The organism is Blastochloris viridis, assembly GCF_001402875.1.
GTDB lineage: Bacteria > Pseudomonadota > Alphaproteobacteria > Rhizobiales > Xanthobacteraceae > Blastochloris > Blastochloris viridis.
This window is the reverse complement of record NZ_CP012946.1, coordinates 1,105,927-1,131,865: the sequence shown is the minus strand read 5'-3', so window position 1 is coordinate 1,131,865 and position 25,939 is coordinate 1,105,927. Positions and strand designations below refer to the sequence as shown.

Below are 25,939 nucleotides of genomic sequence, written 5' to 3'. Positions count from 1 at the left end.
CAGGGTCGCCCACAGCACACGCCGGGCGTGTGGCAGAGATCCTGCGCCCACTTCAAGTTCTAGACGATCGCGTCGCCCGGTTTTGCGGCTGTCGCCGCGAAATTCAGCTTGGGCTGCGCAGTCAGGTTCGGCATACGATGTCACGCGCGGTCAGGTCCACGCCGCGACCCGTGTCCATATAGAGAGGGCCCCACCAAATCAACTGCCCGATACCCGTCATAAGGTCGGAGTACGCCTCCCCCAGCGGCCTGCGTTGTATCCGCTGCCCCGATCGGTTAGTGTCCCGCCCACTGCGGATAGCCTCCGCAGGCGACTCGCGACGCGTGACATTCACGCGCGGCCGGACCAATCCACCGGAGACCCGGCAGACAATGGATTTCCTTAAACCCAGGTACACCCCAATGAGCCGCCGTCGGCGCATTTATGAAGGCAAGGCTAAGGTTCTCTATGAGGGCCCGGAGCCCGGCACCTTGATTCAACACTTCAAGGATGACGCGACTGCCTTCAACGCCAAAAAACATCAGGTCATCGACGGCAAGGGGGTGCTCAACAACCGCATCTCCGAGTTTCTGTTCCAGAAGCTCAACGATATCGGCGTGCCCACGCATTTCATCCGCCGGATGAACATGCGCGAACAGCTTATCCGAGAAGTCGAAATTATCCCGCTCGAGGTGGTGGTTCGCAATGTCGCCGCCGGATCGCTGTCGACCCGACTCGGCATCGAGGAAGGCACCCAGCTCCCGCGCTCGATCATCGAGTTCTATTACAAGAACGACCAGCTCAACGATCCCCTGGTGTCGGAGGAACACGTCACTGCTTTCGGCTGGGCGACCCCGCAGGAGATCGACGACATCATCGCGCTCGCCATTCGCGTCAACGACTTCCTGTCCGGCCTGTTCCTTGGCGTCGGCATCCGCCTCGTCGACTTCAAGATGGAGTGCGGCCGGCTGTGGGAAAACGACATGATGCGCATCGTCGTCGCCGACGAGATCTCGCCCGACTGCTGCCGGCTGTGGGATATGAAGAGCGGCGACAAGATGGACAAGGACCGCTTCCGCAAGGACATGGGTGGCTTGATCGAAGCCTACACCGAAGTGGCGCGCCGCCTTGGCATCATCGGCGAGAATGAGCGGCCGCAAGGCTCCGGGCCGATCCTCGTCAAGGGCTGAGGTCGCTCCCGACGGCCAGCGCCGTCGCAAGTCCGCTCGGACTTGGCCCAAAGGGTTGGTCCAGCGGGGGACGGTGGATCAAGCCCGGCGCTCAGGCGGTGCCATGGCAGCGCCGAGGTGCCGAGACTGTTGTCCACAGACGCCATCGGTTGTGATCCGGCGCCCTGACATCTGCGACAGCGGGTGCCAGGGCCGGACCACAGCTGCTCCGGCATTCGTTTTAAGCCGCGCCGACGCGGTGAATTGGGGAGGCCATCGATGAAGGCCCGCGTGTACGTCACGCTCAAGACCGGAATTCTGGATCCGCAGGGCAAGGCGATCGAAGGCGCGCTGGCCTCGCTCGGCGTCGAAGGCGTTGCCAGCGTGCGCCAGGGCAAGGTGTTCGACATCGAGATCGCCTCGAACGACACGGCCGAGACCGAGAAGATCCTTGCCACCGCCGCCGACAAGCTGCTCGCCAACACGGTGATTGAGAATTACCGGGTCGAGATTATCTGATGGACAGCCGCCGGCATTCGCAGATGCCGATGAGGACTGCCGCGTGGTCCGACTGAACCACAAGCTGTTTCGTGTGTGGACGCCGGGGTTGCCCGCCCGACACGTTGGAGACTTCGCATGAACGCCGCCGTCGTCGTTTTCCCCGGCTCGAACCGCGAGCGCGACGTCGCTTTTGCGCTTGAGGCGGTGTCCGGCCGGAAGCCGGCGCTGGTCTGGCACGCCGAGACCCAGCTTCCCGCCGGCACCGACCTCGTGGTGCTGCCCGGCGGCTTCTCCTACGGCGATTATCTGCGCTGCGGCGCCATCGCGGCGCGGGCGGCGATCATGGACGCGGTGCGCGTGCACGCCGCGCGCGGCGGCCTGGTGCTCGGCATCTGCAACGGCTTCCAGATCCTGTGCGAGTCCGGCCTGTTGCCGGGCGTGCTGATGCGCAACAAGGACCGTCGCTTCACCTGCAAGGTCGCCCATCTCAAGGTCGAGCGCGCTGACACCGCCTTCACCCGCCTTTACCAGCCTGGTCAGGTGCTCGCGATCCCCTGCGCCCATGGCGAGGGCAACTACATCGCCGACGCCGAGACGCTTGCGCGGATCGAGGGCGACGGCCGAGTGGCGTTCCGCTATTGCTCCGCTCAAGGCGAGATCGGCCCCGCCTCCAACCACAATGGCTCGACCAACTCGATCGCCGGGGTGTTCTCGGCCGATTTCAACGTGCTCGGCATGATGCCGCACCCGGAAAATCATGTGGACGCGCGGGTCGGCCCCACCGATGGCCTGCCGCTGTTCGCCGGCCTGGTCGATCGGCTGGTCGAGGCGGCCTGACCGGAACCTGTCAGCGTGCCGACATCGTTGTGGCCGGGCCTGTCCCGACCATCCACGTCGTTGCTTTCAAACGCGTTTTGACGTGGTTGCCCGCAACAAGTGCGGGCATGACAAGCCAGCGTCTGCGGCCGTTCCAAGGGCCGCAATCGGCCAGCACCCGACCGCCGTGACGGCCGCGCCGCTTTCGGCTAGCATTCCTTCATGCATGCCCCCGTCACCAGCGCCGCCACCGACCTGCCGCGCCGCGCCTTCAGCGTGGCCGAGGTCGAGCGCATGGTCGAGGTCGGCCTCCTCAAGGAGGACGAGCGGCTGGAACTGGTCGGCGGAGAGCTGGTGATGATGTCGCCCAAGGGTCTCCGGCATGAGGTCGTCAAGAAGGCGCTGCTGCGACACTGGTTTCAGCGGTTGCCCGAAGCACTGGATTTGATTCCGGAAACCACCTTCCGCCTGTCGCCCGACACCTATCTCGAACCCGATGTCGTGGTGTTCGACCGCGTCCGCGGCCTGAAAGCGCTGAATGGCGAGACCGCGCTGCTGGCGGTGGAGATCGCCGATTCCAGCATTAGCTATGACCTCAGCCGCAAGCCGCGCATCTATGCCGCCTTCGGCGTGCGCGAACTGTGGGTGATCGACGCCGTTCACCTCGTCACTCACATCCACCGCGACCCGGCCCCGCTCGGCTATCGCGACATCGTCGCCCATGCCGCCTATGAGACCCTGACGCCGCTGCTCGCCCCTGCCCTGCCGCTCACGCTGTCGGCGCTCGATCTGGCCGAGTGAGGCTCTGGCGCCCACGGTCTTCGTCCAAAGAGGACACCGGCCAAACAGCGACCTTGATCAAGTTCTTCGGCGAAGAGCCACGCCATCGACGTCGCCTGGGGTGCGAAAACTCCGATTTCGGGCTAGAACGCCCCCGACCCTTTTGCCCGGACCTCGGTCGGTCCCGACCGCTTCATTTTTGATCGCATGACAAACGCCGCCACCATCACGCCCGAGCCCGCCATCACGCCCGAGCTTATCGCCGAGCACGGCCTGAAGCCCGACGAATACCAGCGCATTCTCGACCTGATCGGCCGCGCGCCGACCTTCACCGAGCTTGGCATCTTCTCGGCGATGTGGAACGAGCACTGCTCATACAAGTCCTCGCGCATCCACCTGCGCAAGCTGCCGACCGAGGCGCCCTGGGTGATCCAGGGTCCGGGCGAGAACGCCGGCGTCATCGACATCGGCGATGGCGACGCGGTGGTGTTCAAGATGGAGAGCCACAACCACCCCTCCTATATCGAGCCCTACCAGGGCGCGACCACCGGGGTTGGCGGCATCCTGCGCGACGTGTTCACCATGGGCGCGCGGCCGATCGCAGCGCTCAACTTCCTGCGCTACGGCCACCCCGACCACCCCAAGACGAGGCCGGTGCTGGCCGGCTCGGTGGCGGGCATCGGCGGCTACGGCAATTCGTTCGGCGTGCCGACCATCGGCGGCGGCGTCGGCTTCCACACCCGCTATGACGGCAACTGCCTGATCAACGCCATGGCGGTCGGCCTCGCCAAGACCGACAAGATCTTCTACGCCGCCGCCGCCGGGGTCGGCCTGCCGATCGTCTATCTCGGCTCCAAGACCGGGCGCGACGGCATGGGCGGCGCCACCATGGCATCGGCCGAGTTCGGCGAGGGCTCGGAGGAAAAGCGCCCGACCGTGCAGGTCGGCGACCCGTTCGCCGAAAAGCTGCTGCTGGAGGCGTGCCTGGAGATCATGGCCAAGGATTGCGTGGTCTCGATCCAGGACATGGGCGCGGCGGGCCTGACCTGCTCCGCGGTCGAGATGGGCGCCAAGGGCAATCTCGGCGTCGAGCTCGACCTCGACAAGGTGCCCTGCCGCGAGGCCGGCATGTCCGCCTACGAGATGATGCTGTCGGAGAGCCAGGAGCGCATGCTGATGGTGCTGAGGCCGGAGAAGGAGGCCGAAGCCGAGGCGATCTTCCGCAAATGGGGTCTCGACTTCGCGGTGGTCGGCACCACCACCGACACGCTGCGCTTCGTGGTCAAGCGCCATGGCAAGGTGATGGCCGACCTGCCGATCAAGGAACTCGGCGACGAGGCTCCGCTCTATGACCGGCCGTGGATCGCCCCGGCGCCGTGGCCGGTGCTGGATGCCGCCACCATCCCGGCGCCGATGTCCAACGCCGACGCCCTGCTCAAGCTGCTGGCGACCCCCGATTTGTGCTCAAAGCGCTGGGTGTGGGAGCAGTACGACTATCTGATCCTCGGCAACACCGTGCAGCGCCCGGGCGGCGATGCCGGCGTGGTGCGGGTGTCGCCCGACCAGACCAAGGCCTTGGCGATGACCACCGACGTCACCCCGCGCTATTGCGAAGCCGACCCGTTCGAGGGCGGCAAGCAGGCGGTGGCGGAAGCGTGGCGCAACCTCACCGCGGTCGGGGCGCGGCCGCTGGCCGTCACCGACAACCTCAATTTCGGCAATCCCGAGCGGCCCGAGATCATGGGCCAGTTCGTGTTCTGCCTGAAGGGCATCGCCGAGGCCTGCCGGGCGCTCGATTTCCCGATCGTGTCCGGCAACGTCAGCCTCTACAACGAGACCAACGGCCGCGGCATCCTGCCCACGCCCACCATCGGCGGCGTCGGGGTGATCGACGACTACGCCAACACCGCCGCCATCGCCTTCCGCGCGGCTGGCGAGGCGATCGTGCTGATCGGCGAGACCGCCGGCTGGCTCGGCCAGTCGGCCTACCTTCGCGACATCGTCGGCCGCGAAGACGGCGCGCCGCCGCCGGTCGACCTGGACGCCGAACGCCGTAACGGCGACTTCGTGCGCGAGGCCATCACCGACGGCACGGCGACCGCGGTGCACGACCTCTCCGACGGCGGCCTTGCCATCGCGCTGGCCGAGATGGCGATGGCGTCCGGCATCGGCGCCACCATCGACACGGTGCCGGCCGGGCCGGCGCACGCGGTGCTGTTCGGCGAGGATCAGGCCCGCTACCTCGTCACCGTGCCCGCTGACGCGGCCGATTCATTCCTCAGCCGCGCCAACACCGCCGGCGTGCCGGCGCTGCGGCTTGGCACCACGGGCGGAGAGCAATTGACCCTGCCGGGCGAGCGGCCGATGATGATCGCCGATCTGAAGACGGCCCACGAATCCTGGCTACCCGCCTACATGGCCGGAACGGGGGCCTAAACTGCGACGGCACGTGACACCCACCGTACCTTTCAAACATACCTGAGGGGAATGGCCATGAATCATGCCAAGCTTGTCCAGGTCGCCACGGATCAAGGAACATCCTTCCTCAATCCCGAGCACACGTCCTTCATCGAACCCCAGCAAGGCTCTTCGAACCGCTGCGTCGTTCACTTGGTTTGCGGCAACAAAGTCGCCATTGCGGAAACAGCCCAGGGCGTTGCCCAAAAAGTCAACGCCGCGATGGTGTAGCGGTGCCGCGATGGATAAATCGGCAATCTAGCGAGAGCGACACCGACATGGCGATGAATGCGGACGAAATCGAGCGGCGCATCAAGGTTGCGCTGCCCGACGCGGTGGTCACGATCAAGGATCTGGCCGGCGACGGCGATCACTACTCGGCGCTGGTGATGTCCGAAGCCTTCCGCGGCAAGTCCCGCCTCCAGCAGCACCAGATGGTCTATGCCGCGCTCAAGGGCAGCATGGGCGGCGAGCTGCACGCGCTGGCGCTGCAGACCGTGACCCCCGACTCCGCGCCGACCACGGCCCATTAGGCGCCCGCGGGTCGATTGGCCGGAACCGATCGGCGACCTCGACAGCCCCACTCGCTCCGGGGAGCCCGCCCGACGCTCGATCCGAACCGAGCGGACGCGAAATATCGACGGTTCAAACACGAGCCGGTGTTCGCCGCTGCCGAAAGGGAGCAAGAGCATCCGCCGTATTTCACCCGACTTCCCCTTGCTTCCGGCTGTGGGACACCCAGTTTCTCTTACGCGAGCTCGCGGAACGAAAAGGAACTGCCGACATGACCACGGCTGAGAACATACTCACCGTCATCGACAACGAAGTGAAGGGAAACGACGTCGTCCTGTTCATGAAGGGCTCGCCGGAAATGCCGCTGTGCGGGTTCTCCGGGCAGGTGGCGCAGGTTCTCGACTTCCTTGGCGTCCCCTACAAGGGCATCAACGTGCTGGAGTCCGACGCGCTTCGCAACGGCATCAAGGACTATTCCAACTGGCCGACCATCCCGCAGCTCTACATCAAAGGCGAGTTCGTCGGCGGCTGCGACATCGTCCGCGAGATGTTCCAGGCCGGCGAGCTGCAGACGCTGCTCAAGGGCAAGGGCATCGAGCTGCGCGAGCGGGCCTGACAGCGCATCGTGGCAATCGCGACGCCATGGCGGCGGGCGGGTCCCTGACCGGGGACGCCCGGCCGCAAATAGCGGAATGCGTCTCGCGAGTATGCTCGCTGGTGGTGATTCAGCGCGGCGGGAAACCCGCCATCGGCATCATGCCGCACCAGCGGCGACGCCGCGCGATCCGGCACCCGAGATCCGCGACGCGCGTACGCCCGATATCCCACTGCAACTGCGGACGTTTGCCCGCCTCGCGGATCATGGATCGCCGGCTCCCGGCGTGGCCTTGCCCGAGCATGACGCAGTGCTTCCCGCGCCAACTGCGCCAGTTGACGCCGTCGTCCCCGCGCGCCCGCGCCTGCCCCAGACACGCAGAAGGCCGCTCTTGCGAGCGGCCTTCTTAGTCCCCAACGGTCCCTCCGGATGAGGGACCGGCCCACGAACCCTCGGCGCGATCCTACGATCAGCGCGAATAGAATTCGACGACCAGATTAGGCTCCATAATCACGGCGTAGGGAACGTCGTTCAATTCCGGAATCCGCGCCAGCTTTGCGGTCATCTTGTGGTGGTCGACCTCGACGTACTCCGGCACGTCGCGCTCGGCGAGCTGCACCGCTTCCAGCACGATGCCGAGCTGCTTGGACGACTCCTTGACCTCGATCAGGTCGCCGACCTTGACGCGGAAGCTCGGAATGGTGACGCGGCGGCCATTGACCTTGACGTGGCCGTGATTGACGAACTGGCGGGCAGCCCACACCGTCGGAACGAACTTGGCGCGATAGACCACGGCGTCGAGGCGACGCTCCAGAAGGCCGATCAGGTTGGCGCCGGTGTCGCCCTTCATCCGCGAGGCTTCCTGGTAGATGCCGCGGAACTGCTTCTCGGAGATCGAGCCGTAATAGCCCTTCAGCTTCTGCTTGGCCTTGAGCTGGGTGCCGAAGTCGGACACCTTGCCCTTGCGGCGCTGGCCGTGCTGGCCGGGGCCATACTCACGCCGGTTGACCGGGCTCTTCGGGCGGCCCCAGATATTCTGGCCCATCCGCCGGTCAATTTTATACTTTGCGTCGTGACGCTTGCTCATATCGCAGGTCCTTATAGCGATGACAGGACCGCGCCCTCCTCTGCCGGGAACTTTGGTTCGCCGGCCGACAGGACTGGGGTGTCAGCTACCCCGTCCACGGGTCGCGGAAGCTCCGGGACCGATGCGATCCCGGAGCGGGCGTTCTAGGGGGCGCGGGCGACGCTGTCAAACATCCGTCATCCAGCGGCGGCGATTTCCAGCCGATATTGCCGCAACGCCGCGGCCAATCCCGGCTCAAGGCGGCGCCCGGCGGTGAACGTCACCCGCCCCGGCGGCGCGACCGCACCTGGCGTCGCCAGCCCGATCAGTTGCACCACCCGCCGCGCGATCGCCGGCGCCGGGTCGAGCCACCGCACCGGCCACGGCGCCAGCTCGGCGAACGCCGTCGCCAGCAGCGGGTAATGGGTGCAGGCCAGCACCACGGTGTCGGTTCGTCCGGCCGCGCCGTCGATGAAGCACGGCGCGATCTCGGCGGCGATGGCGTCATCGTCAACCGGGTGACCGCGTAGAAACGCCTCGGCCAGCCCGGCCAAGCGGGCGGAGCCGACCAGCGTCACCGTGCAGGCGCCGGCGAACTGGCGAATCAAGGCGCGGGTATAGTCGCGCCGCACCGTGCCCGGCGTCGCCAGCACGCTGACCAGCCCGGTGCGCGATCCCGCGCAGGCCGGCTTGATCGCCGGCACGGTGCCGACGAACCGCACCGCCGGGTGCGCGGCGCGCAGGTGCGGCAGCACCAACGTCGAGGCGGTGTTGCAGGCGATCACCACCACGTCGGGCCGATGCGCCTTGATCGCCTGCGCCATGATCGGCCCCACCCGTGCGATCAGGGTCGATTCCTCGAGTGCGCCGTATGGAAAGCCGGCGTCGTCGGCGATGTAGACGATGCGCGCGTCCGGCCGGGCCTTGGCGACCTCGGCCAGCACGGTGAGACCGCCGAGGCCGGAGTCGAACACCAAGATGGTGGGCTCGCGCAGCGAGACCGCCACCGGCGGCAGCGGCGCGATGGTCGGCGCAAGCGGCGTGGGCGCGCGCCCGAGGCTCGTCACCCCGCCGTTGAGACTCTCGATCGGCATGGCTCCACCCTGTTTGCCAATTATGGCGAGCGGGTGGTTAAGGGTTTGATGAGGATTGGCGTTGGCGACGGCATCCCTGGCGCCGGAGCCGAACTCTCGGGGTCACCCCGAGCGGACACGAGACGTCCCTCAGGTCAGCCCGCGTCGCTTGGCACCGGTGCCAGCATCGCGACCAGCCGGTCGGCCAGCGCCTCCGCGGTCAGGCCGGCCTCGGGCAGCAACACCACGCGGTAGCCGCGCTCAACCAGCCACGCCCGGCGACGGGCGGCGACCGCCGGCTCCTCGGTGCCGTCGTCGAGCTCCAGCACGGTCTTTTCCGGGAACGAGACGAAATCGACGATGTGCGGGCCGATCGGCACCCGGCGCTTGTAGCCGCGGCCGGCGAGGCGGCGGTCGTTGACGAGGTTCGTCCACACCGCCCGTTCCGCCTCGGTCGGGTTGCGGCGCACCAGGCGGGCGAGGCCCCGCACCGGCGCGGTGACGCCCACCGTCGCCTCGGCGGCAACCAGGCTCCTGAGCGACACCGCCTCATCGGCGTTGAGCACGCCGCCCGCCGCCGGCCCCTTGCGGCCGGACACCAGGGCGTCGATGACGCCGGACAGGGTCTGGACGTCCTGGCGGGTCGGCGCCATGCGCAGGATGATGTTGCGCAGGTTCACGCTCATCACCGGCCGCTTCTCCGGCGGCCGAAAGAACTCGACCCGCTCCAGCTCGAACTCCAGCCGGTCGAAGAAGGCATGGAGCTGCTCCCTGGGGGCCGGCTCGGGCGGATGCAGCGGCTCGTGCGGCAGCGCTCCGGCGGGGGCGAGCTTCGACACCTCATAGGCCATCAGCAGCACGGCCTGGGCGAGGTTGAGCGACGCGAACGCCGGGTTGACCGGATAGGTGACGATGGCGTCGGCGAGCCCGACCTCATCGCTCTCCAGGCCGTTGCGCTCGCGGCCGAACACGACGCCGGCCTTGGCGCCGCCGGCAATCTTTGCGGTGATCGCTTTCGCCGCCGCCTCCGGTCCCAGCACGGGTTTCGCCTGGGTGTGGCTGCGCGCGGTCGCGGCCACCACGAAGCCGAGATCGGCAATGGCGGCGCGCAGATCGGGAAAGACCTGCGCGCTTTCCAGGACGGAATCGGCGCCCGACGCCGCCGCCTTGGCACGCGGATTGGGCCAGCCGTCGCGCGGGGCGACCAGGCGGAGATCGGACAGGCCGAAATTGGCCATCGCCCGCGCCGTGGTGCCGATGTTCTCGCCCATCTGGGGTTCCACCAGCACGATGGCGGGAGCGGGATAGGTGAGCCAGGGGCGGGATTGATCGGTGCCGGACATATGGCTTTCGCGTTGGGCTGTCGCGGGATGCGGCGCCGTCATGCACCACGCGGCCCGCCGCGTCGAGACCGCCGGATCGCCTCCGGCAACAGCCAGCGAGCTGACCCGGCGCAATCTCCCGTTAAAATTGCGAAGCTATGCTTGACATGCGCCGCGACGCGTTCGGGGGTCAAAATGCTGACGAACATTCCGTCATCAGCAAAATTCATATTCGGTTTTGCGGCAACCTTTTATATCATTTTATATATTTCATACAATATAGAAGGAACATTTATTCTAGGAATAATGAAGTATCGCCCTCCTGAATCGGATTACAAGTTCGTCGCAGATAGCCTTATCTCGGCAATGTCGGCATTCGTAATTATCGCAATCACCAATTCTATTGCATCAAACCACCCAACAAGTACATTTTGCCAAAATATTTCAAAACTGCACAATAATAAATTTCTAAGAAATATTATGATATTTGGGAGTTTTATATCTTTGTTGTTTGCGGTATTTCATTTCAATTTATCGCTCTCCTGCGATCTAATGAAATACAAGTCGACCTGCGGCATCAGGTGGCAATCCAAAAGCTCGTTCCAGACGTTTCAGTCGCCGCTTTCCTGCGATCTAATGAAATACAAGTCGACCTGCGACATCAAGTGAACACCACCCCGCGAGGTTATTGCCCCTTCACCACCGGCTTGCCGGCGGAAGTCCAGTCCAGCATGGCGCCGGGATAGTGCACGATGTTGGTGGCGCCGGCCTCCAGCGCCGCGGCCAGCGTCTGCGCCGTGCGCCGGCCGGAGCGGCAAACCAGCACCACCGGCTTGTCGGACGGCATCGCCAGGGTCTTGGGATCGAGCTTCGACATCGGCAGGTTGCGGGCGCCGGCGATGTGGCCGGCGGCGTATTCGTCCGGCTCGCGGATGTCGATCAGATCGACTGCGTTGGCGGCCAGCGCCTGCTCCAGCTGGGCGCGGTCGATCGAAGGCAGATTCGCCGGCGTGGTGGCGATCTCCAGCACCGCCGGACCGAGTACGAACGCGGAGACCCCGACCACCACCAGCGCGCTCCCGAGCACCCAGCGTCGCGACTTCTTCTCAGCCATCCTCGTCTCCTCCTGTCGATCCGAGCATTTTCCGCAAATGCGGGACCCGTGTTGCGGATAAAAATGCCGAACGCCAAAAACCAGCGCGTCCGGCCCGATGCGATCGGGTCAGGCGCTCGAACCCGTCGTGCCAGCCGGGACATCCCGCCTGCCGCCGCATCCTGGCAACTCGTTACGATTCGCCGTGGTCGCCTTTCGCATGCCTTTCGCACATGGGCGCCCTATGATAGAGCGCGAAACGCCGGATGCGTAGCTCGGCAACGTCATGCGCATGCCAACCGCCGGCTCCCCGACCTCGCCAGTTTTCGCTAAGGGCGCTTCTGAAATGGCAAAGATCAAGGTGACCGGCACCGTCGTCGAACTCGACGGCGACGAGATGACCCGTATCATCTGGCATTATATTCGCGACAAGCTGATCCATCCTTATCTCGACGTGAAGCTGGATTACTACGATCTTTCGGTCGAGCATCGCGATGCCACCAGCGATCAGGTGACCATCGACGCCGCCAACGCCATCAAGCGCCATGGCGTCGGCGTCAAGTGCGCCACCATCACGCCCGACGAGGCCCGCGTCACCGAGTTCAATCTCAAGGAGATGTGGAAGTCGCCGAACGGCACCATCCGCAACATCCTGGGCGGCGTGATCTTCCGCGAGCCGATCATCTGCCAGAACGTGCCGCGCCTGGTGCCGGGCTGGACCCAGCCGATCGTGATCGGCCGTCACGCCTATGGCGACCAGTACCGCGCCACCGACTTCAGGTTCCCCGGCAAGGGCACGCTGACGCTGAAGTTCGTCGGCGACGACGGCCAGGTCATCGAGAAGGACGTGTTCAAGGCGCCGGGGTCGGGCGTCACGCTGGCAATGTACAACCTTGATGAATCGATCAGGGATTTCGCCCGCGCGTCGATGAACTATGCGCTGGGTCGCGGCTATCCGCTCTATCTCTCGACCAAGAACACCATCCTGAAGGCCTATGACGGTCGTTTCAAGGACCTGTTCCAGGAGGTGTTCGACGCCGAGTTCAAGGACGCCTTCGACAAGGCCAAGATCACCTACGAGCACCGCCTGATCGACGACATGGTGGCCTCGGCGATGAAGTGGTCGGGCGGCTACGTCTGGGCCTGCAAGAACTACGACGGCGACGTGCAGTCCGACACGGTGGCTCAAGGGTTCGGCTCGCTCGGCCTGATGACCTCGGTGCTGATGACGCCGGACGGCCAGATCGTCGAGGCCGAGGCCGCCCATGGCACGGTGACGCGCCATTATCGCGAGCACCAGAAGGGCCGCGAGACCTCGACCAACTCGATCGCCTCGATCTTCGCCTGGACCCGCGGCCTGATCCACCGCGCCAAGCTCGACGGCAATGGCGACCTGCGCCACTTCGCCGAGACGCTGGAGAAGGTGTGCGTCGACACCGTCGAGGCCGGCTTCATGACCAAGGACCTCGCGCTCCTGGTCGGCCCCGACCAGACGTGGCTGTCGACCACCGGCTTCCTCGACAAGATCGACGCCAACCTCAAGACGGCGATGGCTACAGCCTGACCGCCGTCGCCGTGGTCTGCCCGTTGGTCCGGCCGGCGCGGGATGCCCAGCATCCTCCGCCGGCCGGAGCTGTTTTGGCGGATGCGCAGCGTGGCGCGCGTTTCAGCGCCGGAGCACATGCGCGGGCTGCGACCGTTCAGGTTTGCGCGACTGCCCAATCTAAACGCTGTTGCGGAATGATTCATCCCGCTATGGGATGAAGGAAACAAGGCTCTTTCTCCGCGGCGCGCCCGTCTTTGTGCGCGAGACGGGCCTCGTCGAACCGTCAATCAATAACGTGTGGCGATGCCCTCCCCGATCGAACCCGGATTCTATCGCGAAGCGCTGGTATTTCTCGGCACGGCGGGTGTCGTCATTCCTTTGATGGCGCGGATCAGGGTGAGCCCAGTGCTGGGCTTTCTCGTCGCCGGCCTCGCGCTTGGGCCACACAGCCTAGGCCGGCTGGCAGAGAGCGCGCCCTGGCTCGGCGTCATCGCCATCACCTCGCACGACACGGTCGATCAGCTCGCCGAACTCGGCATCGTCTTCCTGTTGTTCACCATCGGGCTGGAACTGTCGTTCGATCGGCTGTGGACCATGCGGCGCATGGTGTTCGGCCTCGGCATGCTGCAGGTCACCGTGACCACGGCCGCTATTGGTGCAATCGCCTGGTCGTTCGGCAACCCGTTCAACGCCTCGCTGGTGATCGGCGCCTGCCTGGCGCTGTCCTCCACCCCGATCGTGCTGCAGTTGCTCGCCGAGCAGCGCCGCCTCGCCTCGGTGGCCGGTCGCACCATCTTCGCGGTTCTGCTGGCGCAGGATCTGGCGGTGGTGCCGATCCTGTTCCTGGTGGCCGTGTTCGGCAACACCGCCGCCGACACCGTCACCGGCGCGCTAGCCGGCCACTCGGTGCTGGCCGGCCTGCTGGTCGCGGTGCTGCAGGGCGCAGTGGCGGTGGCAGTCATCATCGGCTTCGGCCGCATCATCTTGAGGCCGCTGTTCCGCCTGGTGGCGCTGACCCGCAACCGCGAGCTGTTCATGGCCGCGATCCTGTTCGTGGTGGTCGGCACCTCGCTCATCACTCACTTTGCCAATTTGTCGATGGCGCTCGGTGCCTTCCTCGCCGGCCTGCTGTTGTCCGAAACCGAGTTCCGCCGCGAAGTCGAGGTCGACATCGAGCCGTTCAAGGGCATGCTGCTCGGCCTGTTCTTCATCTCGGTCGGCATGCGCATCGACCCGCTGCAGGTGGCGAGCGAGCCGGCGCTGCTCGGCCTGTCGATCTTCGGCATGGTGCTGCTCAAGATCGCCGTAATCGGCGTGCTGGCACGGTTGTTCGGTCTGGCATGGCCGGTGGCAGTGGAGGCAAGCCTGCTGCTCGCCGGCGGCGGTGAGTTCGCCTTCCTGGTGCTCGGCCTTGCCCGCTCCGGCGGGCTGATGCCCGCCGAGATCGAACAGTTCATGCTGCTGGTGGCGTCCGGAACCATGCTGCTGACGCCGCTGCTGGCGAGGCTGGGCGGCCAGGCCGGGCTACGGGCACGGCGCGCGGCGGCGCTCGCCGCCGGCCACGACGACCCCGGCCCGATCGAGAGCGGGCGCACCATCGTGGTCGGGTTCGGCCGGGTCGGGCGCCTGGTCGGCGAGTTGCTGCAGGGCGAGGACCGCCCCTTCATCGCCATCGACCGCAACGCCGACGCCGTCGCCAGCGCCCGCAAAGCTGGGTTCAGCGCCGTCTATGGCGACGCCACCCGCCCCGATTTCCTGCGCAGATGCGGCCTTGCCGACGCCCCGGCGGTGGTGGTGACGATGGACGACCCCACCGCCGCCGAGCATGTGGTGGCGGCGGTGCGGGCCGAACGCAGCGAGGTGCCGGTGGTGGCGCGGGCGCGCGATGCCGCCCACGCGGTGCGGCTGTTCCGGCTCGGCGCCACCGACGTGGTGCCCGAGGCCATGGAAGCCAGCCTCGACCTCGCCAGCGCCGCGCTGCAGACGCTGGGCGGCTCGCGCGATGAGGTTCACGCTGCCATCCGTGCCAAGCGTGAGCTGCTGAAGGCACCGCTGCGGGCCGGCCGCCCGGCGCAGTGATCGGGCGCAGAGCTTGCCTCGTCGTGCCTGCACTCGTTGCGGGCATGACGAGCCACATTCTACGGCCTTGGCGCCAGTCGCTGCCCGAGCCCCGCGAACGGATCCTCTCGGAGATGCGGTATATGACGCCAGTGGCCCTGAGGAGCGACCTTTCTCGGCCTCATGGTGAGGAGGCTGCCACCGGGTCGCGCCGTAGGCGCGCCCGATGCCAGGCTCCGCAGCCGTCTCGAAGCATGGGCCGAAGGCCGCCGTCAGCGTCGCCTCATCCTTCGAGACGCGGTCTTGCGACCGCTCCTCAGGATGAGGCGAGCCGACGTCGGCCAAAGGTCAAACCTAAAGGCCGTTGGTATACCGCGACTCCGAAGGAATCCGTCCTGCGCGCCTGCGCCGACATCAGTTGGCGAAGGGGATTCATCGACGTCACGGTATATGACGCCTTGAGGTCGCGCGCGGTCGTTCCCGGCGACCGCCGTCAGGCGGTCAGGCGGTCAGGCGGTCAGGAAAGAGAACCCATGGATCACTGTCCTCAACACCCCTCCATGTCACCCGGACGCTGAAGTGGCCTCGGCGGTGCGCGTTGTCCAAGGCGTCGCGTGACCTGGGCCCTCTTCCCTCGCGGCGCGAGCGCTCCGCTCGCCGGGGACGACCGGCGAGGCTCCGTCGCATGTCTCGTCGTCCCGGCCGAGGCGGCACGACGAGGCTCACCCCGCGGCGAGCGCCTCGCTGATCGCTTTCAGCGCGACGTCGGCCTTGGCGCCGTCGGGTCCGCCGGCCTGGGCCATGTCCGGCCGGCCGCCGCCACCCTTGCCGCCCAACGCCTCGGCGCCCTTGCGCACCAGATCGACCGCGTTGAACTGGCCGGCAAGGTCGGCGGTGACGCCGACGACCAGCCCAGCCTTGCCGTCCTCCGTGACGCCGACGATGGCGACCACGCCGGAACCGAGCTGCTTCTTGCCCTCGTCGGCCAGGCTCTTCAGGTCCTTCAGCTCGATGCCGCTCACGGTCTTGGCCATGAGCTTGATCGCGCCCACGGTCTGAATGCCGTCGGCGCCGCCCGAGCCGCCACCCATCGCGAGCCGCTTCCTGGTCTCGGCGAGGTCGCGCTCCAGCTTGCGGCGCTCCTCCATCAGGCCGGAAATGCGCGGCACCAGTTCGTCGAGCGGCGCGCGCAGCTCGGCCGCCGCCGCCTTTGCGGTGTGGGCCAGCTGAGCGGCATGCTTGCGCGCCATCCGTCCGGTCATCGCCTCGATGCGGCGCACCCCGGCCGCCACCGCGCTCTCGCCGACCACGGTGACGAGGCCGATGTCGCCGGTGCGAGCGACGTGAGTGCCGCCGCACAGCTCGACCGAGTAAGGCGCGCCGTTGCCGCCGGGCGACAGACCCATCGACACCACCCGCACCTCCTCGCCATACTTCTCGCCGAACAGCGCGCGGGCACCGGAGGTGATGGCCTCGTCCACCGCCATCAGCCGCGTCACCACCGGGGTGTTCTGCAGGACGATGTCGTTGGCGATATCCTCGACCTTCTCCAGCTCATCGGCGGTGATCGGCTTGGGGTGGGAGATGTCGAAGCGCAGCCGATCCGGCGCCACCAGCGAGCCCTTCTGCGCGACATGGTCGCCGAGCACGAGGCGCAGCGCCTCGTGCAGCAGGTGGGTGGCGGAGTGGTTGGCGCGGATGGCGCCGCGGCGGTCGGGATCGACCGTCAGCTCCAGCGGCAACCCGACCGTCAGCCGGCCGTGCTCGACATTAACGCCGTGAACGAACAGGTCGCCGAGCTTCTTCTGGGTTTCGGTGACACGAACGCGAACGTCGGAGCCGGCCATCGTTCCGACGTCGCCGACCTGCCCGCCGGACTCGGCGTAGAACGGCGTCTGGTTCAGCACCACGAAGCCGCTGTCGCCGGCAACGAGCGCCTCGACCGCCTGCCCGTCCTTGACCAATGCCGCCACCACGCCCTCGGCGGTCTCGGTGGCGTAGCCGAGGAACTCGGTCGCGCCGATCCGCTCGCGAAGGCCGAACCACACCGCCTCGGTCGCCGCCTCGCCGGAGCCGGCCCAAGCCGCTCGCGCGGTCTCGCGCTGGCGCTCCATCGCCGCCTGGAAGCCGTCGGTATCGACCGCGATGCCGCGCGACTTCAGCGCGTCCTGGGTGAGGTCGAGCGGAAAGCCGTAGGTATCATATAGCGTGAAGGCGACGTCGCCCTTGAGGGTATCGCCGCTGGCCAGTTGCGCCGTCTCCTCGTCGAGGATGGCAAGGCCGCGCACCAGCGTCTTGCGGAAGCGGGTTTCCTCCAGCTTCAACGTCTCGGTGATCAGCGCCTCGGCGCGAACGAGCTCAGGGTAGGCCTGCCCCATCTCGCGCACCAGCACCGGCACCAGCCGCCACATCAGCGGGTCCTTGGCACCGAGCAGCTGAGCGTGGCGCATGGCCCGCCGCATAATGCGGCGCAGCACATAACCACGGCCCTCGTTGGACGGCAGCACGCCATCCGCCACCAGGAAGGCCGCCGCCCGCAGGTGGTCGGCGATGACGCGGTGGCTGGCCTTAAACCGGCCGTCCGCCTCGACGCCGGTGGCATCGGCACTGGCGCGGATGAGCGCGCGGAACAGGTCGATCTCGTAATTGTCGTGGGTGCCCTGCAGCACCGCCGAGATGCGCTCAAGGCCCATGCCGGTATCGATCGACGGCCGCGGCAGTGCGATGCGCTCACCCGGCAGTTGCTCGTACTGCATGAACACGAGGTTCCAGATCTCGATGAAGCGGTCGCCGTCGGCGTCCGCCGAGCCGGGCGGGCCACCGGGAATGTGGTCGCCATGGTCGAAGAAGATCTCCGAGCACGGCCCGCACGGGCCGGTATCGCCCATCGCCCAGAAATTATCGGAAGTCGGGATGCGGATGATGCGGCTGTCCGGCAAGCCGGCAATCTTCTTCCACAGGCCGAACGCCTCGTCGTCCTCCGAATAGACCGTGACCAGGAGGCGCTGTTCCGGAAGATCGTAGACCTTGGTGATCAGCGTCCACGCCAGCTCGATCGCACGATCCTTGAAGTAATCGCCGAAGGAGAAATTACCGAGCATCTCAAAGAAGGTATGATGCCGTGCAGTATAGCCGACATTATCGAGATCGTTATGCTTGCCGCCGGCGCGCACGCACTTCTGCGCGGTGACCGCCCGGTGATAGGGCCGTTTCTCGACGCCGGTGAAGACGTTCTTGAACTGCACCATCCCGGCATTGGTGAACATCAAGGTCGGGTCGTTGCGCGGCACCAAAGGCGACGACGGCACGACGGCGTGGTCGTTCTTGCCGAAGAACTCAAGAAAGGTAGACCGAATTTCGTTGACGCCACTCATCTGGCAACTCGTATGGGGTGCGGCACGCCCTCGGCGGCCATCGGCTCAGTTGCCACATCTAGCGGCGGCCTCCGCCCCTGTCCAGAAACGCCGCCCCGCTGCGGTCGCGAACCGGCGCTTCGGCAGCGTCGGCTGGTCGCCGCCAGCGCGGCGAGGGGCGCCGAGACCACGCCACCGCCGGGTCGAAGACCGTTGCCCCGCGCCAGAACCGAGCCGGAGGCTGCAGCCCAACACGCCCGTAACTCCCGCCCGGCCACCGCCGGTTGCACCTATGCTCGCCGGCCACCGCCGGCTGTTCCTATGTTACAGCGTGAGGCTTGCGCCAAACCGGTCCCATACCGTTGCGCACCGCGCCCAAACTGCGCGGCCTCACGCCTCGGCAGCGTCCTCGCCGTCCTCGCTGTCCTCCGAGGAACCGAGAATCCGCTCGGCGATCAAGCCGGCATTCTGGCGAATCGCCGCCTCGATGCGGCCGGCGACGTCGGGGTGGCCCTTGAGGAAGCCCTTGACGTTCTCGCGGCCCTGACCGATGCGCTGGCTATCGTGGGAGAACCATGAGCCCGACTTATCAACCACGCCGGCTTTGACACCGAGGTCGATCAACTCACCGGCCTTGGAGATGCCCTCGCCGTACATGATGTCGAACTCGACCTGCTTGAACGGCGGGGCGAGCTTGTTCTTGACCACTTTCACCCGGGTCTGGTTGCCCACAACCTCGTCGCGTTCCTTGATTGCACCGATGCGGCGGATGTCGAGGCGGACCGAGGCGTAGAATTTCAGGGCGTTACCCCCGGTGGTGGTCTCCGGCGAGCCGTACATCACGCCGATCTTCATGCGGATCTGGTTGATGAAGATCACCATGCAGTTGGAGCGCGAGATCGAGGCAGTGAGCTTGCGAAGCGCCTGGCTCATCAACCGCGCCTGCATGCCCGGCTGACTGTCGCCCATTTCGCCTTCCAGCTCGGCGCGCGGCACCAGGGCGGCGACCGAGTCGACCACCAGCACGTCGATGGCGCCCGAGCGAACCAGCGTGTCGGCGATCTCCAGCGCCTGCTCACCAGCATCCGGCTGCGAGATCAACAGGTCGTCGAGATTGACCCCAAGCTTGCGGGCATAGAGCGGGTCGAGGGCGTGCTCGGCGTCGATGAAGGCACAAACCCCGCCCTTCTTCTGCGCCTCGGCGACGGTGTGCAGCGCCAGCGTGGTCTTGCCCGACGATTCCGGGCCGAAAATCTCGACCACTCGGCCGCGCGGCAGCCCGCCGATGCCGAGCGCGATGTCGAGCCCGAGCGAGCCGGTCGAAATCGTCTCGACCTCCAGCGCCGCGCCGGATTTGCCGAGCCGCATGATCGAGCCCTTGCCGAATGCCCGCTCGATCTGAGTGAGCGCGGCGTCGAGCGCCTTGGTTTTGTCCATCGACGAGCCTTCGACCAGTTTGAGAGAAACCTGAGTCACCGTTCGTCCCCTTATGGCATGCGCCCGCGCGCCGTCCAGAACCTGCTTGCCGCACGCTGCCTGTCGATGGCGGCAGCGCTCAATGTACACGATTTGTTCGAAGGAACAAGAAGAGAACAAACCTCTTGAGCGTATTTATTTGCGACTTATGGCTGCGTCGCCGGCCGGTTTGTGAAGAACAATCCAGGAATCCGCCGGACGCGGCGAATCGACCTCGCTGTCGAGGCAAATGACGGCGAGGCGCAACGCCAGGCGCGCCGCAGACGGCATACCGAACAAAACGGCCCGGCGCCGAGGCACCGGGCCGTTGTCTCACCATTCAACTTGAACCAACGCGCCGGGATGTCACGAATATCGGCGACTGTCCGCCGGCCGACCCTCGTTGTTACTTGTAATAACCAACGGCACAGGTCTGGTCGCCGACCTTGGTGACGTAGGAAACCTTTTGCACCGGGGTGTCGGTGCCCGGCCGCGGCCACATATAGTCGACTTCGCCGATCTTGCCGTCCGCAGCGGTGGCGTAGATTTCGGCGCCGAGCGCCTTGCCGTTCTTGTCCTTGAGATCCTTCAGGCTCTTGCCGGTGAGGGTCGGATGCGCGGTGAAGTTGCCATCCGGGCCGCCGCAGAACGGGTAGAGGTCGCGGTCCTTGAAGCCGCCCTCGCCCTTGGTGAACTGGGCCAGGGCGGCCGCCTTGTCGGCCTTCAGCGCGGCGACCGCCTTCTCCAGCATGGCCTTGGCCTCGGCGGCGGTGCCGAAATCGGCGGCGAACGACGGCGTCGCAAAAGCGAGCCCGAGCGCAAAAGCGGTGGCAATGGCGAAACGACCCGATTTCATCGCGTGACTCCCATGAGTTTCATTTTTGATCGCGGTTCTTTGACCGCAAAGGCAAAGCGATCCTAAACGAAACTATTAGGAAGGCACGTGCGTCTTTGGTCGCGTGCCAGGTCGCTGATGCATCAAAAGCGTGAACGCTCCCTCCGGTTCGTCACGCCCGATCGCCCGGAAACTCCATAAAACCAGCGCCGCCGCCGGCTGCCACCGGCCGGCATCAACCGCGGACCGCGCGACGGACGCCGGCCTCACGCCGCAATGGTGTCCTTCACCGCCTCGACCAGTTGCTTCAGGGTGAAGGGCTTGGGCAGGAAGGCGAATTGCTCGCCGTCCGGCAGGTTCTTGCGGAAGGCTTCCTCGGCATAGCCGGAGACGAAGATCACCTTCAGATCCGGCCGGCGCTGGCGCAGTTCGCGCAAGAGGGTCGGCCCATCCATCTCCGGCATCACCACGTCTGACACCACCAGCTCGATCTTGCCGTCGTGGCTGCCGAACAGCTCCAGCGCCTCGACGCCGGAAGCGGCCTGCAGCACGGTATAGCCGCGCGAGGTCAGCGCCCGCGAGCCGAACGCCCGCACCGAATCCTCGTCCTCGACCAGCAAAATGGTGCCGCGACCGGTGAGGTCGGCCGGCTTGGCCTGGGCGGGCTCCTCCACCACCACCGGCTCGACCGCGATGTGGCGGGGCAGGAAGATCCGGAAGGTGGTCCCGACCCCGATCTTGGAATCGCAGAACACGTAGCCACCGGTCTGCTTGACGATGCCATAGACCGTGGACAGCCCGAGCCCGGTGCCCTTGCCGACCTCCTTGGTGGTGAAGAACGGGTCGAAGATCTTGTCGATGATCTCCGGCGCCATGCCGGTGCCAGTGTCTGTCACCTCGACCAGCACGAAGTCGGCCGCCGGCAGTTGGGCCTCGCCGAACGCCTCGGTCTCGGCGGCATTGACGTTGGCGGTGCGGATGATGAGCTTGCCGCCGTGCGCCATGGCGTCGCGGGCGTTGACCGACAGATTGACGACGACCTGCTCGAACTGGTTGACGTCGATATAGACTGGCCACAGGTCGCGGCCGTGCTTGATGTCAAGGCTGACCGCCTCGCCGAGCAGGCGGCGCAGCAGCATGGTCACGTCGCTCATGGCATCGCCGAGCTGGATCACCTGCGGGCGCAGCGTCTGCCGCCGCGAGAACGCGAGCAACTGGCGCACCAGGCCGGCGGCGCGGTTGGCGTTGTGCTTGATCTGCATGATGTCCTGGAACGACGGATCGGTCTGCCGGTGGGTCTCCAGCAGAAAGTCGGCGTGGCCGATGATCGCGGTCAGGACGTTGTTGAAATCGTGGGCGACGCCGCCGGCCAACTGGCCGATCGCGGTCATCTTCTGCGACTGCGCCACCTGGGTTTCGAGGGCGCGCTGCTGGGTGGTCTCGATGGCGTAGACGATCGCCGCTTCCTGGTCGCGCTCGTCTTCTTCCACCGGCACCACGTAGAACCGCACCGCGCGGCCGCCGGGCATGGCGGCATCGACCGGCGCAATATCGCCCTTGCCGTCGGCAGCGGCCCGGATCGCCGCCTCCAGCACCGGGCGGTCGGCCTCGGCGATTCCGGTCAGCACCGAACGGGTCTCGCCGCCCGGCCGCACCTCAACCGGGCCGCCGAACAGCCGGGCGAACAGCGCGTTGACCCGGGCGATCTTGCCGACCCGGTCGACGGTGGCAATCGCCATCGGCGTCGAGTTGAAGAAGCGGGCGAACCTGACCTCGGCCGCCCGCGCCAGATCGGCACCGGCGCGGCTGCGCGAGCGGTCCATCACCAGCGTGCGCGAGGCGCCCGCGGTGCCGTCCGGCGCCACCGCCACCTTATGGTAGAGCCGCACCGGCAGCGGCTCGCCGCCGCGCCGCTTGAGGTCGATGTCGATCACCTCGGTCTTGACCTCGCCGGCACTGCCGGGCTGCGGCGCCAGCAGCGCCACCGCCGGGCCGGGCAGGATGTCCGACAGCTTGAGCCCGCCGGCGGCAACCTCGGCGAACTCGTAGCCCAGCCACTCGGCCAAGGTGGCGTTGATGTAGACCAGGCTGCCGTCCGGTTCGGCCGAGAAGAAGCCGGCCGGGCCGTGGTCGAGATAGTCGATCACCTGCTGAAGCTGGACGTAGGCGTCCTCCTGGCGGATGCGCTCGCGGGTGATGTCGGCGACGGTCCAGGCCACCGCCTTGGCGAGGCGGCCGCCGGTCCCGGCCGGGCGCACCTTCAGGCGCAGCCAGCGCGCCGTCTCGCCCGAGCGGCCGGCGACCCGCACCTCCTCCATCGCCCCCCGCCCGCTCCGCGCCGCCTGGGCGAGGCGATAGATCACCTCCGCCACGTCCGGCTCGGAGGTATAGAGCCGCTCGACCGGCACCACGTCGTCCGCGGAGGTCGCCCCGGCCAGTTCAAGATAGGCGGCGTTGGCGTAGAGCACCCGGCCCAGCGGGTCGACCACCACGGTGCCTTCGGCCGAGCCGTCGGCCAGCGCCTTGGTCAGGTCGAACCGGCCGGCGCGGCCGCCGAACTGCAAAATCCCCGCCGCCACCGCGAACAGCGCGAACACGCCCATTACCGCCAGCAGGGCCAAAAGCCCGATCACCCACGGCTCGGCGTCCTGTCGGCCGATGAACAGAAACGACACCACCGCCGCGACCATGGTCAGCGCGATCACGACGACGAGGCCGATGGACCCGGCAGCGTCGCTGCGGTCGATCGGCTCCAGCACGTCGCCGCTCTTCTCGTCCCCGATGGTCACGACGGGACCCCTCCGACCTGTCAGCGAGAGCGGGCCGACCGACCGGCGCGGCCGCCCCATCCCGCAACACAATACCCTGGAACGCGCACACGCCGGCGGAACCTGAACGCCGTCCACGGCCAACAGGCCCCAGCCGTCCGGTCGAACGCCGCGGCCGGGACACCAAGCCCCACCCCGCGACGCAGCCCGCCGGGCGGCATGGCGCCCCCACTTGTGCTCTACCGCACAATTCGTCCGGGTGGAATCCACCCGATCGATGCCGGCTCACGACGGCCGCAGGTGGCGACGGATACCGAGCACGTAGCCGATCACTTCCGCCACCGCCTTGTAATGCTCGGGCGCGATCTCGGCGTCGAGTTCGACGCTGGCGTGCAGGGCGCGGGCCAAGGGCGGGTTCTCGATCACCGGAATATCGTGCTGCGCCGCGACCTCCCTGATCTTCAGCGCCAGCGCGTCGACGCCCTTGGCGAGGCAGATCGGCGCCCGCATGCCGCGCTCGTACTGCAGCGCCACCGCAAAGTGCGTCGGGTTGGTGATCACCACCGACGCCTTCGGCACCTGGGCCATCATGCGCTTCTTCATCCGGCTCTGCCGAATCGACCGGATGCGCGCCTTGACGTGGGGGTCGCCTTCGCTCTGCTTGAACTCCTCTCGCACCTCGCGGAAGCTCATGCGCAGCTTCTGGTGCCACGTCATCCATTGGTACATGTAGTCGAGTACCGCGACCACCGTCATCACCGCGATGACGCCGATGAACAGCTTCAGCGACAGCGACAGCGCCAGTTCGAGCAGGGTGGCGGCGTCCGAGGCCAGCACCAGCGCCAACCGTTCGCGCTGCGGCCACAGGATGGCGTAGAGCACGCTGCCGACAATGCCGATCTTGGCCAGCCCCTTGACGAACTGAACCAGCGCCTCCTTGCCGAACAGGCGCTTCAGGCCATTGATCGGCGAAATCTTGGACAGCTTCGGCGTGATCGGGTCGACCGTCCACAGCAGCCGGTGCTGGAGCATACTGGCCGCGACGCCGGCCAGCGCCATCAGCAGCAGCGGCAGGCCGACCGCGCCAACCGTCTCGAGCGCCATCTTGTAGACGAAATGGGTCAGCCCGCCACCGTCGGCGGGAATGGCGTGGGCGTTGGACAGAATGCCGCGAAAGCTGGTGGTAAGGCCGCCGGCGATGCTCGAGCTGAAGATCATCAGCATCAGCGCGCCGCCGCTGAGCACGAACCAGGTGTTGACCTCCTGGCTGCGGGCGACGTCGCCGCGCTTGATGGCATCTTCCAGTCGCTTTGGGGTTGGGTCTTCGGTGCGTTCGGTGTCGTCGTCGCCCTCGGCCATGGCGGCCTCCGTTCGAACCGTGCCGGATCCGTCAGCGCCGGATCGCAGCTCCACAGATTGTCGTCATGCCGGTGCGGCACCCTCGGCGCCGCGCCGGTGCTAACGCCCGGCGAGCATGCCGAGCACGCCGCCGATGAAGTCGAGATAGACGCCCATCATCGCCCCCAGCAGCGCCAGCAGGATGACGAACCCCGCGAAGATCGAGAGCGGCATCGCCAGGAAATAGACCTGCATCTGCGGCATCAGCCGCGCCAGCAGGCCAAGCCCGACGTTGAACACCATGCCGAACAAAAGATACGGCGCGGACAGTTGCACGCCGATCCGGAACGCGTCCGAGACGATCTTCACCGACAATTGCAGCGCATCGCTTGTCGACGGAATCAGCCCCGGCGCAAACGCGTTGTAGCTGTTCGCCAACGCGGCGATCGCAACGTGGTGCAAGTCGGTCGCGAACACCAGCGTAACGCCGAGCAGCGACAGGAACGAGCCGAGCAGCGCGCCCTGCTGGTCCTGGGTCGGGTCGACCGTGGTGACGAAACCGAGCCCGAGCTGGGCGGCGATCACCGTGCCGGCGGTCTGCGCCACCGTCAGCGCGATGCGCGCCGCAAGCCCCATGACGAAGCCGACCGCGAACTCCCCAAACAGCAGCACCAGCAGCGGGGCGAAGCTGGACATGTCGACCTGGTAGGCGTTCCGGTGCAGCGGAAACATCACCAGCGTCAGCAGCAACGCGATGGTCAGGCGAACCCGCACCGGCACGTTGCGCTCGCCAAACCCCGGCATCAGCATCACCAGGGTTCCCATCCTGGCGAACATCAGCAGGAACACCGTTGCCGCAACCGGCAGGAACGAGACATTGATGGTCATGGCCGCGCGCCGAGGCTTCCTTTGCGGTCGCCGGACGGCGCCATCCACCGTGCTCCGTCAGTGCCCGGTGATGATGTGGGCCGCGACCCGCGTCATATGGCCAGACATCACATCGCCCATGAACGGCAGCGCAATCAGCATGACGACGAACATGGCGATGATCTTCGGCACGAACACCAGCGTCTGCTCCTGAATCTGGGTCAGGGCTTGCAGCAGCGAGATCGCCACACCAACCGCAAGCCCGACCAGCATCATCGGGCCAGCCACCCACAACAGCGTGAGAATGCCATCGCGGGCGACGTCGAGCACTTCCTGTCCGGTCATGTCGCTTCCT

General features: G+C 66.6%; 23 protein-coding genes. 11 read left to right on the top strand and 12 right to left on the bottom strand.

The features are described 5' to 3' along the window. Nucleotides 1–371 precede the first annotated feature (371 nt). From purC to grxD, 8 genes are all read left to right on the top strand, one after another. Nucleotides 372–1,169, top strand: coding sequence for a phosphoribosylaminoimidazolesuccinocarboxamide synthase (gene purC, locus BVIR_RS05025; protein WP_082416724.1), 798 nt, complete (start codon nucleotides 372–374; stop codon nucleotides 1,167–1,169). A gap of 258 nt (nucleotides 1,170–1,427) precedes the next feature. After that, nucleotides 1,428–1,667: a phosphoribosylformylglycinamidine synthase subunit PurS gene (gene purS / locus BVIR_RS05020; RefSeq protein ID WP_055036708.1), complete on the top strand. Its 240-nt coding sequence runs from the start codon at nucleotides 1,428–1,430 to the stop codon at nucleotides 1,665–1,667. Nucleotides 1,668–1,784: 117 nt separating this feature from the next. Further along, a complete protein-coding gene (gene purQ / locus BVIR_RS05015; RefSeq protein WP_055036707.1) occupies nucleotides 1,785–2,486 on the top strand; it encodes a phosphoribosylformylglycinamidine synthase subunit PurQ in 702 nt (233 codons plus the stop codon). 201 nt (nucleotides 2,487–2,687) lie between these two features. Then, a complete protein-coding gene (locus BVIR_RS05010; RefSeq protein ID WP_055036706.1) occupies nucleotides 2,688–3,266 on the top strand; it encodes a Uma2 family endonuclease in 579 nt (192 codons plus the stop codon). A gap of 186 nt (nucleotides 3,267–3,452) precedes the next feature. Then, complete coding sequence (gene purL, locus BVIR_RS05005) at nucleotides 3,453–5,681, top strand: phosphoribosylformylglycinamidine synthase subunit PurL (protein ID WP_055036705.1); 2,229 nt, start codon at nucleotides 3,453–3,455, stop codon at nucleotides 5,679–5,681. Between the two features lie 57 nt (nucleotides 5,682–5,738). Next, the gene (locus tag BVIR_RS16680) at nucleotides 5,739–5,933 is read left to right on the top strand and encodes a hypothetical protein (RefSeq protein ID WP_145911856.1); all 195 of its coding nucleotides are present in this window, start codon (nucleotides 5,739–5,741) and stop codon (nucleotides 5,931–5,933) included. 47 nt (nucleotides 5,934–5,980) lie between these two features. Continuing rightward, nucleotides 5,981–6,235, top strand: a complete 255-nt coding sequence (locus BVIR_RS05000) for a BolA family protein (RefSeq protein ID WP_055036704.1) — start codon at nucleotides 5,981–5,983, stop codon at nucleotides 6,233–6,235. Between the two features lie 251 nt (nucleotides 6,236–6,486). Then, nucleotides 6,487–6,831: a Grx4 family monothiol glutaredoxin gene (gene grxD, locus BVIR_RS04995; RefSeq protein ID WP_055036703.1), complete on the top strand. Its 345-nt coding sequence runs from the start codon at nucleotides 6,487–6,489 to the stop codon at nucleotides 6,829–6,831. A gap of 109 nt (nucleotides 6,832–6,940) precedes the next feature. Here the strand turns inward: grxD and BVIR_RS16675 are convergent, their stop codons facing one another. From BVIR_RS16675 to BVIR_RS04980, 4 genes are all read right to left on the bottom strand, one after another. Beyond that, nucleotides 6,941–7,078, bottom strand: a complete 138-nt coding sequence (locus BVIR_RS16675; protein ID WP_156331026.1) for a hypothetical protein — start codon at nucleotides 7,076–7,078, stop codon at nucleotides 6,941–6,943. 201 nt (nucleotides 7,079–7,279) lie between these two features. Further along, nucleotides 7,280–7,897 carry a 30S ribosomal protein S4 gene (gene rpsD, locus BVIR_RS04990; protein ID WP_055036702.1) on the bottom strand — a complete coding sequence of 206 codons (618 nt, stop codon included), beginning with the start codon at nucleotides 7,895–7,897 and terminating at the stop codon, nucleotides 7,280–7,282. 176 nt (nucleotides 7,898–8,073) lie between these two features. After that, nucleotides 8,074–8,970, bottom strand: a complete 897-nt coding sequence (murI, locus tag BVIR_RS04985) for a glutamate racemase (RefSeq protein ID WP_082416722.1) — start codon at nucleotides 8,968–8,970, stop codon at nucleotides 8,074–8,076. 134 nt (nucleotides 8,971–9,104) lie between these two features. Next, nucleotides 9,105–10,292, bottom strand: a complete 1,188-nt coding sequence (locus BVIR_RS04980; RefSeq protein WP_055036701.1) for a TrmJ/YjtD family RNA methyltransferase — start codon at nucleotides 10,290–10,292, stop codon at nucleotides 9,105–9,107. On the opposite strand from BVIR_RS04980, the gene BVIR_RS16670 reads away from it, so the two are divergent. Next, a complete protein-coding gene (locus BVIR_RS16670) occupies nucleotides 10,293–10,940 on the top strand; it encodes a hypothetical protein (protein WP_145911857.1) in 648 nt (215 codons plus the stop codon). 16 nt (nucleotides 10,941–10,956) lie between these two features. Here the strand turns inward: BVIR_RS16670 and BVIR_RS04975 are convergent, their stop codons facing one another. Beyond that, nucleotides 10,957–11,385 (bottom strand): rhodanese-like domain-containing protein, encoded by a 429-nt coding sequence (locus BVIR_RS04975; RefSeq protein ID WP_055036700.1) that lies wholly within the window; start codon nucleotides 11,383–11,385, stop codon nucleotides 10,957–10,959. Nucleotides 11,386–11,710: 325 nt separating this feature from the next. Here BVIR_RS04975 and BVIR_RS04970 point away from each other — a divergent pair, with 325 nt between their 5' ends. Both BVIR_RS04970 and BVIR_RS04965 read left to right on the top strand, forming a co-directional pair. Continuing rightward, entirely contained in the window at nucleotides 11,711–12,928 is a 1,218-nt protein-coding gene (locus tag BVIR_RS04970) for an NADP-dependent isocitrate dehydrogenase (RefSeq protein ID WP_055036699.1), read from the top strand. Between the two features lie 285 nt (nucleotides 12,929–13,213). Continuing rightward, nucleotides 13,214–14,989: a cation:proton antiporter domain-containing protein gene (locus BVIR_RS04965; RefSeq protein WP_055036698.1), complete on the top strand. Its 1,776-nt coding sequence runs from the start codon at nucleotides 13,214–13,216 to the stop codon at nucleotides 14,987–14,989. A gap of 701 nt (nucleotides 14,990–15,690) precedes the next feature. Here BVIR_RS04965 and alaS read toward each other — a convergent pair. The 7 genes from alaS to fliQ form a co-directional block, all read right to left on the bottom strand. After that, nucleotides 15,691–18,342 carry an alanine--tRNA ligase gene (alaS, locus tag BVIR_RS04960; RefSeq protein WP_055036697.1) on the bottom strand — a complete coding sequence of 884 codons (2,652 nt, stop codon included), beginning with the start codon at nucleotides 18,340–18,342 and terminating at the stop codon, nucleotides 15,691–15,693. A 369-nt stretch (nucleotides 18,343–18,711) separates the two neighbouring features. Then, nucleotides 18,712–19,758: a recombinase RecA gene (recA, locus tag BVIR_RS04955; protein ID WP_055036696.1), complete on the bottom strand. Its 1,047-nt coding sequence runs from the start codon at nucleotides 19,756–19,758 to the stop codon at nucleotides 18,712–18,714. Nucleotides 19,759–20,182: 424 nt separating this feature from the next. Beyond that, nucleotides 20,183–20,632, bottom strand: a complete 450-nt coding sequence (locus BVIR_RS04950) for a cache domain-containing protein (RefSeq protein WP_082416720.1) — start codon at nucleotides 20,630–20,632, stop codon at nucleotides 20,183–20,185. A gap of 245 nt (nucleotides 20,633–20,877) precedes the next feature. After that, on the bottom strand, nucleotides 20,878–23,460 hold the full coding sequence (gene cckA / locus BVIR_RS04945; RefSeq protein ID WP_082416718.1) for a cell cycle histidine kinase CckA: 2,583 nt from the start codon (nucleotides 23,458–23,460) through the stop codon (nucleotides 20,878–20,880). 204 nt (nucleotides 23,461–23,664) lie between these two features. Then, the gene (gene flhB / locus BVIR_RS04940) at nucleotides 23,665–24,738 is read right to left on the bottom strand and encodes a flagellar biosynthesis protein FlhB (RefSeq protein ID WP_055036695.1); all 1,074 of its coding nucleotides are present in this window, start codon (nucleotides 24,736–24,738) and stop codon (nucleotides 23,665–23,667) included. Between the two features lie 99 nt (nucleotides 24,739–24,837). Next, nucleotides 24,838–25,605: a flagellar biosynthetic protein FliR gene (fliR, locus tag BVIR_RS04935; protein WP_055036694.1), complete on the bottom strand. Its 768-nt coding sequence runs from the start codon at nucleotides 25,603–25,605 to the stop codon at nucleotides 24,838–24,840. 57 nt (nucleotides 25,606–25,662) lie between these two features. Further along, on the bottom strand, nucleotides 25,663–25,929 hold the full coding sequence (fliQ, locus tag BVIR_RS04930) for a flagellar biosynthesis protein FliQ (protein ID WP_055036693.1): 267 nt from the start codon (nucleotides 25,927–25,929) through the stop codon (nucleotides 25,663–25,665). Nucleotides 25,930–25,939: the final 10 nt, after the last annotated feature.